Source organism: Mycobacterium sp., from assembly GCF_032162105.1.
GTDB lineage: Bacteria > Actinomycetota > Actinomycetes > Mycobacteriales > Mycobacteriaceae > Mycobacterium.
On the sequence record NZ_JAVRPS010000732.1, the window covers coordinates 1 to 13,300 of the forward strand.

A 13,300-nucleotide genomic window follows, 5' to 3' on the forward strand; every position below is an offset into this window, starting at 1 on the left:
TATAACACCGCGCGGGCTGGTCGAGTGTCCTGGCTGTGGAACGTTTTCAATCTAGTGCAAGCGCACGACGAGAGCGACCGAATCACAGCGGTTTTCGGCGTCTCCGCGGCACGAAATCGCCATGTCACAGGATAGCCATGCCTGCGCTGGCCACGGAGGATGGACTGCCTGGCCTTAGTAAGGTTAGACTGCGCTAACTACGTAGGCAGCGCCGCTGGGTCCCCCGTCGGTGCACTCGAATTCGAAGGGGAATCCAATGGGCGAGTACCGGTTGCACTCGCTCATTCTCGCTGCCGATTATCGGGTCGACGACATCGAATTGATGTGGTCGTCGATCAAGGCGCGTCAAACGCATTTGGCCGGAATGGCCGCGCACCACGTGGTCGTCTACAAATCCATTTGGGAACCCGGACGCGTCCTGGTCACCATCGGAATCCGCCATCCGAATTCGGTCCGCGAAGTGTTGCGGTCGCCGGCAATCTTCGAACTGTTCGACGTCTCCGGCGTCGACGACATTCCCGCGATATTCGCCGGCGAGGTCGTCGAGAAGATCGACCTCCACGAACCCTCACCTGACGATGACGTCGCCGCAGTGATCGTCGGGGTGGTCACCCTCGTCAAGGACGTCGCGACACTGATGGACAAGGTGCACGGCGCCGCCGACCGGTTCAAGCAAGCGGGGGTCCGCAAGATCTGGGTCTACCGGGCGTTCGACGACGGGCAGGAGGTGATGATCCTGCAGGAGATCGAGGACGAGATCAGTGCAAGGCGCTGGATCGATCACCCGGATGCGGCAGCGGAGTGGATGTCGCTCGGAGTGCAGGAGCCGGGCGCCCATCCGACGGTGTTCGTCGGGACGCTCGCCCATCTGATGGCCGTCGACGAGCAGGTGAACTGATGTTCGTCTGCCTGTGCACCGGGGTCACCAGTCAGGTGGTCAACGATCTCGTCGCCAGCGGGGCCGCCACGTCCAAGCAGATCGCCGACGCGTGCGGTGCCGGTGCCGACTGCGGCCGATGCCGCCGAACCGTCCGAGCCATCATCGCTGCGTCCACGGTCAAGGACTGCCCGGTACACGCCGGGCCCCGAGGCTGTCGCTAGGAGCCGCGGCGGTCGGCGAACTCGGCGAGGGCGTCGGCGTTGGCGGCGCCGCCCATCAACACGGCGAACTGGGCGTACTCGCGCTGCAACGCGGCACCGATCTCGGCGCGCGCCGGATCCACGATCGTCTTCTTCACCGCCATCAGGCTCGGAATCGGCCGGGACGCAAGCACTTCGGCGTGCCGTCGGGCCTCGGGCAGCAGATCGTCGGGTGCGCAGACCTTCCAGGCCAATCCCATTCGGAGCGCCTCGTCGGCGTCCACCCACTCCGACGACATCAGGATCCAGGCCGCGTTCTGCCTGCCGACGAGTTGCGGCAGGAGGTAGGACGAGGCCGCCTCCGGCGCGACGCCCAGACTGGTGAACGGGCACTTCAGCCTGGCGGTCGAGGACATGAAGACCAGGTCGGCGTAGCCGAGGATGGTCGCACCGACGCCGACGCCGAGCCCGTTCAGCGCCAAAATCAGCGGCTTGCGCAGATTGGTCAAGGCCTCGATCATGCCGGGGAACCCGTGCTCCCCCGACTGGAAATCCGGGTCGGTGATCCGTGCCCGCATCTCGTTCAGGTCGTTGCCCGCGCTGAACGCCCGTCCGGCACCGGTCAACATGACCACGGCGACCGTCGGATCCTCGTCGGCGGCGCGCAGCGCAACCGTCGTCGCGTCGTAGAGGGCCTCGTTGAACGCGTTGAGCGCCTCGGGCCGGTTGAGAGTGAGGGTGCGAACCCCGTTCGCATCGTCGATCTGCACGAGCACGGCAGCAGCGTATGCGTCAGCCGTTGGAGTACACGCGCGTGGGTGCGACGAACACGACGGTGCGGCCCTGTTCGGCCATCACCCGGTCGTATTCGGACCAGTTTTCGTGTGTGCCGCCAGCGGCGGTGAACACGTCACGCAGCAGGAGCCGCAGCGCATCGGGATCGGCCAGCCACGGTTGCGGATCGTGCGGGCCGAGGAGTTCGGCATTGCCCTCCACCGTCGCCCACTGCCAGCCGTTCCGGAACGTCACCGCGATCTGCGGACGTGCCCGCAGGTTGGCCAGTTTCACCTTGCCGTAGGTGACGAACGCCAGAGTGGGTTCGCCGGTCGAGGGGTGGGCCAGCACACCGGCGTTCACCAGCGAGGCCTGCACGGTGCCGTCGGCGCGCACCGTCGACACGATGCACAGGCCGCTCTCGTCGGCTCCGAGCGCCGCGGCTTCCTGCAGTGTGGTCATTCGACGTCCTCCCGTGAGAATGGTGATCGGAACACGTAGCGGCTGGTTGGGACGGTGTCGACGTTCTGGTTGGCGCCGAACGCCGACGTACTGGCCACCATCTTGGTCATCCGGTCGTTCAGGTCGGCGTCATCGGCGGCGCCGAAGAACGCGTGCAGATCGTTTGTGGCCTCGATCGGAAACAACTCCTCGACGATCGCGTCGAGGTCCGGTGCGCCCGGTGTGAGGACCCTGACCACCGAGTTCTGGGTGTAGCCGAACGTCGACTGCGTTGCGATCGCGACGGGTGTGTGGTCGATGTGCCAACGGGCGAACCACGTTTCGGGGTCGAGCTCCGCGGGACGGCGCAGCAGGGCGACGTTGGCGAATCCGTCGGTGCGTTCCCCCGGTACGGTGCCTGGCGCGGGCAAGGGAACGGATTCGGTGACGAGGTACGCGGCCACTTCCTCGCATTCCGTCTCCAGCAGCGTGAGTGCGGCGCGGACCTGACCGCCGTAGTACTGCTGCGTCCACAGGCTGACGAGCGCGACCACCGGCGGATCCAGCGTGGTCAAGGTCATCAACGAGTCACGCACGGCGCCGTCGCGGACGTTCACGCTCACACCCGCCAGGCCCAACCGCAACAGGTCGTCGGCGACCGTGGTGCGCATCCGCTCGCACCACGCGTCACCGGGCACCTCGCGCCGCATCGTGATGATCACCTTCTCCACCGCACGAACGTACCGCCGCCAGCCTTCCCCGCCGGATCGACCCGGCGAGTGAGAATGGATCCGTGATCAAGGGCCTGGCCCTACGGCCGACGATGCCCGACGTGGGCGGTGTTCTACGCAGCCTGCTCGGCGTCCTGCTCGTTGCGGTTGCCGGACTGCACTGGGGTGGCACCAGTGCGGCGACCGCCGCCGCGGGTACCGCGGCGATCGCGGGTGCCACTGCCCTGCAGGACAGCCCGCGCGGCCGGATCGTGCTGGTGATGGGAGTGTCGGCGGTGATGGGCGTCGCGGTGCTGCTGGCCTCGACGTTCTCGTCGTACGGCATCGTCTTCACCGCGATCGTGGTGCTGTGGTGCTTCGCGGCCGGGATGGCGTGGGCCGTGAGCGCGAACGCCGGACTCATCGCCGCGGCAGGGAGTGCATTGTTGGTGACCCTGCCGCCGACCGGGCCAACGTGGTCGGGCACCGTGACTGCGACGGCACTCGCGGTGGCCGGTGGGCTGGCCCAGGCCGCACTCGTCGCCATCTGGCCGCGGCGGCGCTGGCGGGTCCAGCGGGACGGATTGGCGCGGGCCTACCGTGCACTGGCCGCCGATGCGCGCAGCCTGGCCGACGATCCGACCGGGCACGTGGACCCGGAGCCCCTGTTCTGGCTGCGTGAGGCGTTCACGCTGACCGATGCGCAGGCCCGGCGGCGCCCGCTGGCCTACCGGGCGTGGTACGGCCTGCCCGAACGGATCTCGGTCACCGTGACCGCGATCGCCGGAAAGTCGAAGGGTGGCGACATCGGCTCGCGCGTGCTGGCTGCCGCGTCCGACGTGCTGACGGCGGTCGCCGAACCGGATCGGTCTCAGCGCCAGACGGCCGGGTATGCGATGGGCCGCTTCGATGCCGTCGCCGCCACGGCCGACGGTCCGGAAATGGCGCTCGTACAGCGATTTTCGGAGCAGCTGCGGGACGCAGTGATGCTCCGTTTCGGGGAGGCCGCACCGGAGGCCGCCGACCTCGGACAGTTGCGGCGGCCGCGACTGCCGTGGCGGCTGCGATGGATGTGGGCGGCCGTCCGCGGACATCTCACCTGGAGCTCGCCCGTGCTGCGGCACGCCGTGCGGCTCGCGTCGGCTACTGCCATCGGCATCGGCATCGCGCGGTTCGCCGATGTCCCGCACGGGTATTGGATCCCGCTCACCGTCGTGATGGTGCTGCGCCCCGAGACGGCCCATACCTACACCCGGTGCGTCGGCCGGGTCGCGGGAAACGTCGTGGGCATCGTGGTGGCGTCGGCGGTGATCCTGCTGCTGCACCCCACCGGGTTCACCGCAGTGGCGCTCGCAGTGGTGTTCCTCGGCGTGGCCTACGCGGTGTCCGGTTTCGGGTACCTCGCGCTGAGCGCGGCGCTGGCGGCGGCCATCGTGTTCCTCATCGACGTCGGTGGCACCGCGGGGGCCACCGCGCTGGGCGACAGGTTGTTGGCCACGCTGATCGGCGGAGCCCTCGCCGTGCTCGCCCACGTCGCGGTGCCCGACGACGCGGTGGTCCGGCTTCGGCAACGCGCCGGCGAGCTGCTCAAGACCGAGACCGACTACGCCGCAACGGTGATCAAGGCCTTCGTGCACCGGCTGGACGACCCGGCCGAGGCGCTGTCGTCGGCGTGGGAACGCGCGTTCCGGGCTCGTGCGGCATTCGAGGCCGCTGCGGGCGCCAGCTGGTCACAGGACCGGCCCTTCCGCCGATGGCTGCGTTCCTATCGCAATGCGCTCAACGCGGTGACCGCTGCCTGTGCGGCGCTCGAGGCGAGCCTGCCCGCTCAACCGCCCTCGGCGCTGAGTCAGGACTTCACCGTCGCGGTCGACTCCTTCGTGGAGGCGCTGTGCGGTGACCCGCCCACCCCGGGTTCACCATGGCGCGTGGACGTCGCCCGGTTGGCCGAGGCTGCGCAGCGGGTCCGCACCGAACTATCCGGCTCCGACGATGCCACAGCGCGTATCCTCGTCGCCGAGATCGGCACCATCACAACCCAACTCGGCAACATCTCGACCGATGCCGAACGGTCCTCGGCGCCGAGTTGATCGGTGCCGCAGAATCGACTTAGCCGCGGGCCCACCGCGGTTGGATGAACACGCCTTCGGCCTGGACGGTGACGCCCTCGTCGTCGGCGAGGTGGCCCACGGCGAAGGTCTTGACGCCTTCGGTCCGGTCGATCCTGGCCTCGGCGTGCAAGGCTCCGAGCCGGGTGGTGCGCAGGTAGCGCAGCGTGATGGTGCCGGTGAGTCGCGGGCGTTGCGCGCTACTCGCCGCCTCGCCGAGGATGTGGTCGAGGATGAGGGCGGCGACGCCGCCGTGCACGTGGCCGGGAGGTCCTTCGTAGGCCGCACCGAGGTGGAAGTCGGTGAACACGCCGCCGTTGGAATCGTGGTGGATCACCAGTGGCGGCGCCGTGGGATTGCGCATGCCGATGACGGCGTTGCCCCACGGCATCTGATCTCCATCCGAGCCGAACCGGACGCCGAAGGAACCGTCGAGCTGGTTGGTGCGCAGTTGCGCCGTCGCCGCGTCGATCGCCGCCTTCGCCTCGGCCACCACTGCGGCGTCGACCTCGGTGCGGATGGTGGCGTCGACCAGTTCACGGACCGATTGGGTGAGCGGCTCGTAGGTCGCGCGCAATCGGGCGACCTCTTCGGCGGTCAGGTTCTCCACGGGGAAGTCCAGCACCTTTGAACTAGAACACGTTCTAACGCCCGTGTCGAATCACTCGCGGGGCGATGGTGCCGTTCCGACCAGCAGGTGTCGGATCACCGGGGCGGCCCAGGCGATCAGTTCGTCGTGGCCGAGGTCGGCGACGGCGGGATTCTTGAGCACGTACCGCGTCGTGGCCAACCCGATGATGAACGCGCCCATCAGGCCGGCGCGCTGCCGGGGATGGTCGGGCGCGACCGCCGTGAGCACGGGGGCGACCTGCGTGGCGAAGACGGCCGTCATGGTCTCGGCCGCGGTGGGACTGGTCATTGCCGCACGGAGCAGGGCCACGAAGGTGGTGTCGTCCTCCCACACGGCGAAGAATCTGGGCAGCAGCGCCTCGGCGACGAGGTCGGGGTCCACCTGGGTGAGGTCGGGCAGGTCGAGGGTGAACGCCGCGGCGGCGACGAAGAGATCGTGCTTGCTGCCGAAGTACCGGATCACCAGGGCCGGGTCGACGCCGACGTCGGCGGCGACCGCGCGCAGCGTGGTGCGTTCGTAGCCGTCGGCGCCGAAGCGCACGCGGGCGGCGACGAGGATGTCGGCACGGGTGTCCGCCGCGTTGCGGGGTCGGGTGGTGGCCACGCCAACAGAGTAAGTCACCAACTGTTGACATGGCCAGCGAGGGGGCCTAGCGTCTAAGTCACCAGCTGTTGACTTAGACGCTAGGGAGCGAATCATGACACCTGTTCTGGTCGTCGGCGCCGGACCTACCGGGCTGACTGCAGCCGTCGAACTGTCCCGGCTCGGCATCGACGTTCGGATCGTCGACAGGGCGGCGGCTCCGTCGACCACGTCGCGAGCCCTGGGCGTACAGGCCCGCACCGTCGAATTGTTGCGGCCGCGTGGCGTGGCGGACGAGATGCTACGGCTGGGCAACCGGGCGTCTGCCACCACGCTCTACGCCGGCGGCCGGCGATTGACCGGCATCGAACTGCACCGGATGCCAAGCGAATTCAACTTCCTCTTGATGCTCGCGCAGTCCGAGACGGAGCGGCTGCTCACCGAGCAACTCGGTCGGCAGGGTGTCACCGTGGAGCGCGGCGTCGAGTTCGTCACGCTCACCCAGGACGATGCCGCCGCCCAGGTGGTACTCCGCGACGTCGACGGGCGGGTGGAGACCGTCACCGCTTCCTACGTGATCGCCGCGGACGGTGCGCACAGCCCCGTCCGCAAATCCCTCGGACTCGGTTTCGAGGGACGATCGCTGCCGCAGAACTACGTGCTCGGCGACGTTCACCTTGCCGGCGCTGTGCCACAGGATCAGCTGTCGATCTTCCTGGCGCCCAAGGGCTTTCTCGCGGTGTTCCCGATGGGCGACGGCCGGTTCCGCTTCATGGCCACCGATCCCGACGGCATCACCGGCGACGTGGACGAGCCGTCGCTCGAGGACATCCAGCGGCTCTACGACCGCACCGCGCACATCGGTGCTCAGCTGTACGACCTGAACTGGAGTTCGCGGTTCCGGATCAGCAGCAGGCACATGAGCACCCTGCGGGCGGGCCGGGTGTTCTTCGGCGGCGATGCCGCACACGTGCACAGCCCGGCCGGCGGCCAGGGCATGAACGCAGGCATCCAGGACATGATCAATCTCGGGTGGAAGGTGGCCATGGTGGTGCGCGGGGTCGCCCGCCCCGACCTGCTCGACACCTACGAGAACGACCGGCTGCCGGTGATCAGGCAACTGGTCGCGATGACCGAGCGCGCCACCAAGGTGTTCAACTCGACCAACCCCGTCGTACACGGCTTGCTGATACGGCTCGCGCCAAAGGTGTTGTCCCGAAAGGCGGTTCAGAACAAGGCGGCACCCCGGCTTGGCCAGATCGCGGCGTCCTACCGCGGCCGCCCGATCGCCAAGGGTGGCGGCGGCATCGGATCGCTGCGAGCCGGCGATCGCGTACCCGATGCCGACCTCCCCGAGGGAAGGCTGTACGACCTGATCGACGATTCGACGCTCACGCTGTTGGTCAGCGGTGGCGCAGGCCGGATCTTCGACGCGCACCATCCGTGGGACGACGTCATCTCGGTTCGCGAGACGACTCTGCCCGCCGAGCTGGCCGAGGGGCTTGCCTGGCTGCTGGTCCGACCCGACGGGTACCTCGCGGCAGCGGGTGGACCCGGTGACGCCGATCGACTGCACCGCTGGCTGAACCGCTGGCTGGCCCCTTACGAGACGAGGGCGTCGAGCGCCGCCCTGGTCTCGGGATCGGCCCGACCCAGTTCGAGTTCCATCAGCGCACACTCGGCGGTTGCGGCCACCCACAGTCGCGCCGACTGACGCGGATGCCGCCGATCCATCGCCTCGAAGTCGGCGGCCACGATGTCGACGTTTCGCCGATTGCGATCCAGCACCTCGTCGGCGATCGGCCGGTGCCCACGCGCTTCGAGGAGTAGGGCCTTGACGCCGCGGTCGCGCAGGCAGCCGTCGAGATAGATCCTGGCCGCCGCCGCCAGCCGTTCGCGTCCCGGCGCCATGTCCCCGATGGCCGACCAGAACTCGTCGGCAAGGGCATCGTGGAATCTGCGGTGCAACGCCACCAGATAGCCGGTGCGGTCCGGGAAGTGGTGGAAGAACGTGCCCTTCGAGACACCGGCACCGGCGACGACGGCGTTCACGCTGAGCCCTTCGATACCGAGGTGCTCGGCGAGTTCCAGACCCGTCTCGATCAGCTTCTGGCGTGTCCGCGCAGCCGCCGCCGTGCGTTTGTTGCCCGTCCGTTCGTGGTCCTGGGTCTGAGTCACCACGGGTTGTCTCTCCCTTGCCGTCGCGGTCGCTTCGGGCCTAGTGTAGCTCAGTGACCGACCGCCCGGTCAATGAAAGGATGCTGACGATGCCGACCATGACCACCACTCAAGCAACCATGTCGTACGCCGACGACGGCTCTGGCCCGCCGGTCCTGCTGCTGCACGCAGCGCTACACGACCGCACCGACTTCGCCTCGGTGCATCACGCGCTCGCCACGGGACGCCGCGTGATCGCGCTCGACTGGCCCGGCCACGGCGAGTCGCCGTCGGTCGGCGAACCGCTCGGCGCCGTCGAGTTCGGGGACCTGGCAGTCGAATTCGTCGACCGCCTCGACCTGCGCAACGTCGTCGTGGTCGGGAACTCCGTCGGCGGCTACGCAGCGTGCCGTCTGGCCCTGGAGCGGCCGGACCGCATCGCCGGGGTGGTGTTGGTCAACACCGGCGGCTTCACTCCCCACTCCGTGTTCACCCGAGCCCTTTGCGCCGTCCTGGGCAGGCCCGCGGTGGTCAGGTCCGTCTTCCCGCTGTTGGTTCGGGGATACATGCACGCCAGAACGCCGGCCGAGCGGGCGATCGTGCGCCGCGTGCTGGCGAAGGCGCACACCGCCGATGGGTCACGCGCCGCGGCCGCGCTGTGGCGCAGCTTCACCCAACCCGGCCACGACCTCCGGCAACGAGCGGACGAGATCACTGCTCCGGTGTTGATCACCTGGGGCACGAAGGATCCCACCGCGCCGGTGAGGGTTGGCGAGGCCGTGCACGCCGCGATTCCCGGTTCGACGTTCGTCGGCCTGAGCACCGGTCACGTGGCCTTTGCGGGCGACCCCGACGGCTGGCTGGACGCGGTGCTGCCGTTCGTCGAGTCAGCCCACCGCGCGCAGTGTGACGTCGAGACTCAAACCTGAGGAGCGACGCAAGGCCAGACAGGATCTGCTCGACACGTATGAGTCCGACCGGTTACCGGTAATCCGCCAATTGGTCCGGATGACCGAACGCGCGACGAAGCTGTTCGACTCGACCAACCCACTCGTGCACGGTGCGCTGACCCGGCTTGCACCAGTCGTCCTCGCCCGCTCGCCGGTCCAGCGAAAGGCGGCACCAGGATTGGGGCAGATAGCCGCCTCCTACCGCGAAAGGCCAATTGCCAAGGGCGGCGGCCGGCGGGCCCGACGACGGGAGGACGCTGTCCCGATGGCTCGATCGCTGGCTCATCCGACGAAGTGACATCCGGCAGGGTGTCGGCCGCCACAACTGAGCCGCCGGGTAGCGAAAGTCACAGCCCTCCACCAGAACTGATCCCATGTTTCGGTGCGTGTACCAAGTGTGGTCGATATTCCAACAGCGTTTCGCTCCATATGGGCGGGACTCGATCCGGACGGTTTCTTCCGCCGCCAGACGGGCCGACGCGACCCGTTCACCGTCGCCTTTCCCGGCCTCGGCCCGGTGCATTTCTTCGCTTCCGCGGACGCGGCGCGTGATCTGCTCACCGCACCCGCCGAGATACTGGAGGCGCCGACTCCGAATCCGATCGAGCCGATCGTCGGTAAGAACTCGGTCATCCTCATCTCCGGCGACGATCACCGGTCCAAGAGACGGATGCTGATGGGTGCACTGCACGGTCAGCGCATGCGCGCCCGGGCGGAGATGATGGCGCGGGCGGCATCCGAGGAATCGGCGGCGTGGCGTCCGGGACGGCGGATACCCATCGCTACGGCGGCACGTTCGATCACGCTGCGAATCATCGTGCTCGCCATGTTCGGCGTCGAGAACGCCGAGGGATACCAGGAGGTCGCCGACGTCGCAACGGCGTTGATGCACGCGAACACGGCGCCGCTGATGCTCTTGCCGTGGTTGCGCAAGGAATTTGCGGGATTGGGCCCGTGGGCGCGGCTCATCCGATTGCGGGCCCGCTTCGACGCACTGCTGAGCCGGCAAGTCCGGACCAGCAGGCCCGATGCCGCTGATCCGAGCGTGCTCGGCGTGCTGCTCACCGGAAAGAACGCCGCGGCAATGGATCCCGACGACTTTCATCAGCAACTGCGCACGCTCGTCGTCGCCGGCCACGACACCACAGCTGGCGCGCTGATGTGGGCGCTCTATCACATTCACCGCGAGCCTACGATCCGCGATCGCGCCGTCGCCGAGCTGAACGGCGTGTCGAGCGCGGCGTCGCTGCCCGCACTCCCCTACCTGTCTGCCGTGGTGTCCGAGGCGCTCCGCATGCATCCGGCCGTGCCCATCGTGATGCGACGGCTCACCGCACCCCTGACCGTCGGTGGCCTTGCCTGGGAGCCCGGTGACATCATCGGCATCGCTGTGCCCGCAGTGCATTTCGATCCGACGATTTGGGCCGACCCCAATCGGTTCAATCCCGATCGATTCCTCGCCAAGGCGCCGACGCCATTTGAGTACTTGCCCTTCGGCGGCGGGTTTCGGCGCTGTCCGGGTGCGGCGTTCGCGGCCTACGAGCTGGCGATCTCGATAGGCACCTTGATGAACTCGGTGGAGCTGAGGATGTCGAAGCGTGAACGCCGTCGCAGGCCGCCCCGATCGGTGCCCCGAGGGATCGCGGTGGTACCGCGACGGGAGGTTCGGCTGGACGTCATCCGTCGGCGGTGAGCCGGCGCCCGGCTGAGGCGAATCCCAGCCAGGTGTGCCGATTGCCTGCCCAGCACCAGCCGACCTTCGGCGCGTCCAAGTGATCCGCGCCGTCGCGGCCGGTGCCGTTGCTGATCCAGATCGCCGGGGTCCTGTTATCCAGCCCGCCACCCGGCTTGGGCCTGCGGGATCCGATGGTCATGAAGCACCGCCCGCGCTGCAGGGTATCGGGGCGCTGCAGCAGCCAGTGCAGTCCCTCGGTGAGGGTCAGCGGTGTTCGGTTCGCCGCCGCGATGGCCGGACCGGCCTCGGTGGGACTCCAATTGGCCATCGCATCGCCGCGGTCGAGACCGTCGACGAGATAGACGGGCGAATCCGGCAGCTCCACCGTCGGAGTGAACTCGTCGACGTCGGCCATGTCGACGACCACGAACCCCGGCTTCCCGGCCAGGCTCAGCAGCGGCGTGAGCGCGGACGCCGGCACCAGATCCGGGTGCAGCGCGAGCAACGCCGCTGATCCGGCCGCCGTTTCGGCCACCGCGCGCAACCGCGTCTCGGACCACCCGGCGAGCCGGTGCACGCCGAGTTCGACGAGGCGATCCGCCTGTTCGGGCAGGCTCGGCAACGCCGACGTCGCGGTGATCACCAGCTCGCAACGAAGCGTGTCGGCCGGAAAGTTCCTACGATTGTCGACAATCGGCAGAATTCTGACAGAAGCGGGGCATTGCCATGGGTGCGGCCAGACTGGACGGAGACGGCTCGCGACCCGAACTGCCCGCGTCCCTGGTCGAGGTCGCCGAGCATCGGCTGCGGGCAGCCATCCTGAGCGGATCGCTCAAACCCGGCGACAAGATCATCGAGGAACAGCTGTGCGCCGACCTCGGCATCAGCAGGGCGCCGCTGCGGGAGGCGTTGCGGCTACTCGCTCAGCAGGGACTGGTCGAGCACCTCCCCCGCCGCGGGTCGCGGGTCACCGAGTGGTCGTCGACGGACATCCTGCAACTCTTCGCGCTGCGCCACGTCCTGGAACGGCACGCCATCGAGATGGCCCTGCCGCTGGCCGAGCCCGCGGTCGCACTCCTACCGGTCCGCGCGGCACTCGATCGAATGCGTCGCGCGGGCGATGAACTGAACCGCGACGACGCGCATCGGATGTTCCACGCGGCCGTCGTCGAACTCGCCGACAACCGTCAGCTCAACATCGCCCTTGAACCCATCCTGCTCAAGCTCCAACTCCCCATGGCGATGAACCTCCGAGAGGAGGCCCGCCACCACCGGTCCGACGACGGCATCGTCCGGCACCAGGCGATCCTGTCGGCGTTGGAGTCCAACGACGCTCGGACCGTGATCACGGCGCTCGAAGATCACGGCCATCTGCACTACCTGGGTCTCGAAGATGGCTTGGAATCGGGACGCCAGCAACATCGCTAACACGATCGACACACAGCCGTACCGAAAGCGCCATGATTCTGTCGACAATCGACAGACATGGCATACGACGCGCACGGACCCTCCATCGGGCCGTCAGTGGCCGAGATCCTCGACTCTCATGCCGCAGGCACCGGGTCGCCGACCAAGACCGCGCTTCGGGTAGCCGATGCCATCGACGCCCGCGGCGACGACGGGACATGGCTGTCGACGGTCCCCCGCGAGGAACTGCTCGCCGCCGCCGCCGCGATCGAGAACCGCCCCGGCGCCAGGACACTCCCGCTCTACGGCGTGCCGTTCGGAGTGAAGGACAGCATCGACGTCGAGGGCGTGCCCACGACGCTGTCGTGTCCCGATTACGCCTACGTACCGTCGACCACCGCGCCTGCGGTGCGGCGGTTGCTCGACGCGGGCGCCCTCTACGTCGGCAAGACCAACCTCGACCAGTTCGCCACCGGGCTGAACGGCACCAGGACGCCGTACCCCATCCCGCGCAGCGTCTACGGCGCCGACATGATCTCCGGCGGCTCGAGTTCGGGCTCGGCCCTGGCGGTGGCGCTCGGCCAGGTGCCGTTCGCCGTGGCCACCGACACCGCGGGATCGGGCCGTGTGCCCGCCGCGCTGAACGGGGTCGTCGGGTTCAAGCCGTCGCGTGGGCTGATCAGCACCGTCGGCCTGGTACCGGCGTGCAAGTCGCTGGACTGCATCAGCGTGATGGCCGGCTGCATCGACGACGTCGACCGGGTCTTCGACGTGATGGTCGCCCG

The 13,300-nt window shown here is 68.3% G+C and carries 15 protein-coding genes; 8 read left to right on the forward strand and 7 right to left on the reverse strand.

All coding sequences use genetic code 11. The annotated features are described in order from the left end of the window. Window positions 1-256: 256 nt before the first annotated feature. Window positions 257-898, forward strand: a complete 642-nt coding sequence (locus tag QOC69_RS36845) for a fatty-acid--CoA ligase (RefSeq protein WP_526447918.1) — start codon at window positions 257-259, stop codon at window positions 896-898. After that, window positions 898-1,101: a (2Fe-2S)-binding protein gene (locus QOC69_RS36850; RefSeq protein WP_526447920.1), complete on the forward strand. Its 204-nt coding sequence runs from the start codon at window positions 898-900 to the stop codon at window positions 1,099-1,101. Before QOC69_RS36845 ends, QOC69_RS36850 begins: the two co-directional genes overlap by 1 nt. Here the strand turns inward: QOC69_RS36850 and QOC69_RS36855 are convergent. From QOC69_RS36855 to QOC69_RS36865, 3 genes are read right to left on the reverse strand one after another with little or no spacing between them, the layout of a single operon-like run. Continuing rightward, window positions 1,098-1,856 carry an enoyl-CoA hydratase/isomerase family protein gene (locus QOC69_RS36855; RefSeq protein ID WP_526447922.1) on the reverse strand — a complete coding sequence of 253 codons (759 nt, stop codon included), beginning with the start codon at window positions 1,854-1,856 and terminating at the stop codon, window positions 1,098-1,100. The genes QOC69_RS36850 and QOC69_RS36855 overlap by 4 nt on opposite strands. 16 nt (window positions 1,857-1,872) lie before the next feature. After that, window positions 1,873-2,316 carry a TIGR03618 family F420-dependent PPOX class oxidoreductase gene (locus tag QOC69_RS36860; protein WP_526447924.1) on the reverse strand — a complete coding sequence of 148 codons (444 nt, stop codon included), beginning with the start codon at window positions 2,314-2,316 and terminating at the stop codon, window positions 1,873-1,875. Next, the gene (locus QOC69_RS36865) at window positions 2,313-3,026 is read right to left on the reverse strand and encodes an EthD domain-containing protein (protein ID WP_526447926.1); all 714 of its coding nucleotides are present in this window, start codon (window positions 3,024-3,026) and stop codon (window positions 2,313-2,315) included. Before QOC69_RS36865 ends, QOC69_RS36860 begins: the two co-directional genes overlap by 4 nt. Before the next feature lie 62 nt (window positions 3,027-3,088). On the opposite strand from QOC69_RS36865, the gene QOC69_RS36870 reads away from it, so the two are divergent. Further along, complete coding sequence (locus QOC69_RS36870) at window positions 3,089-5,095, forward strand: FUSC family protein (protein WP_526447928.1); 2,007 nt, start codon at window positions 3,089-3,091, stop codon at window positions 5,093-5,095. A gap of 19 nt (window positions 5,096-5,114) precedes the next feature. Here QOC69_RS36870 and QOC69_RS36875 read toward each other — a convergent pair whose 3' ends face one another. Further along, window positions 5,115-5,738, reverse strand: coding sequence for a PaaI family thioesterase (locus QOC69_RS36875; RefSeq protein WP_526447930.1), 624 nt, complete (start codon window positions 5,736-5,738; stop codon window positions 5,115-5,117). A 36-nt stretch (window positions 5,739-5,774) separates the two neighbouring features. After that, window positions 5,775-6,347, reverse strand: coding sequence for a TetR/AcrR family transcriptional regulator (locus QOC69_RS36880; protein WP_526447932.1), 573 nt, complete (start codon window positions 6,345-6,347; stop codon window positions 5,775-5,777). A gap of 94 nt (window positions 6,348-6,441) precedes the next feature. Here QOC69_RS36880 and QOC69_RS36885 point away from each other — a divergent pair, with 94 nt between their 5' ends. Beyond that, window positions 6,442-8,040 carry an FAD-dependent oxidoreductase gene (locus QOC69_RS36885; RefSeq protein ID WP_526447934.1) on the forward strand — a complete coding sequence of 533 codons (1,599 nt, stop codon included), beginning with the start codon at window positions 6,442-6,444 and terminating at the stop codon, window positions 8,038-8,040. Here QOC69_RS36885 and QOC69_RS36890 read toward each other — a convergent pair. Beyond that, window positions 7,929-8,507 (reverse strand): TetR/AcrR family transcriptional regulator, encoded by a 579-nt coding sequence (locus QOC69_RS36890; RefSeq protein ID WP_526447936.1) that lies wholly within the window; start codon window positions 8,505-8,507, stop codon window positions 7,929-7,931. The two genes, QOC69_RS36885 and QOC69_RS36890, sit on opposite strands and share 112 nt — an antisense overlap. Window positions 8,508-8,602: 95 nt before the next feature. Here QOC69_RS36890 and QOC69_RS36895 point away from each other — a divergent pair, with 95 nt between their 5' ends. Then, window positions 8,603-9,412 (forward strand): alpha/beta fold hydrolase, encoded by an 810-nt coding sequence (locus QOC69_RS36895; RefSeq protein ID WP_526447938.1) that lies wholly within the window; start codon window positions 8,603-8,605, stop codon window positions 9,410-9,412. Window positions 9,413-9,815: 403 nt separating this feature from the next. Further along, the gene (locus tag QOC69_RS36900; RefSeq protein WP_526447940.1) at window positions 9,816-11,126 is read left to right on the forward strand and encodes a cytochrome P450; all 1,311 of its coding nucleotides are present in this window, start codon (window positions 9,816-9,818) and stop codon (window positions 11,124-11,126) included. Here the strand turns inward: QOC69_RS36900 and QOC69_RS36905 are convergent. After that, window positions 11,110-11,751 carry a DUF5701 family protein gene (locus QOC69_RS36905; protein ID WP_526447942.1) on the reverse strand — a complete coding sequence of 214 codons (642 nt, stop codon included), beginning with the start codon at window positions 11,749-11,751 and terminating at the stop codon, window positions 11,110-11,112. The genes QOC69_RS36900 and QOC69_RS36905 overlap by 17 nt on opposite strands. Before the next feature lie 83 nt (window positions 11,752-11,834). Between QOC69_RS36905 and QOC69_RS36910 the strand changes: the two genes are divergently transcribed. Then, window positions 11,835-12,536 (forward strand): GntR family transcriptional regulator, encoded by a 702-nt coding sequence (locus QOC69_RS36910; RefSeq protein ID WP_526447944.1) that lies wholly within the window; start codon window positions 11,835-11,837, stop codon window positions 12,534-12,536. Window positions 12,537-12,593: 57 nt separating this feature from the next. Further along, window positions 12,594-13,300, forward strand: a 707-nt coding sequence (locus QOC69_RS36915; protein ID WP_526447946.1) for an amidase family protein, incomplete at its 3' end; no start/stop codon positions are given.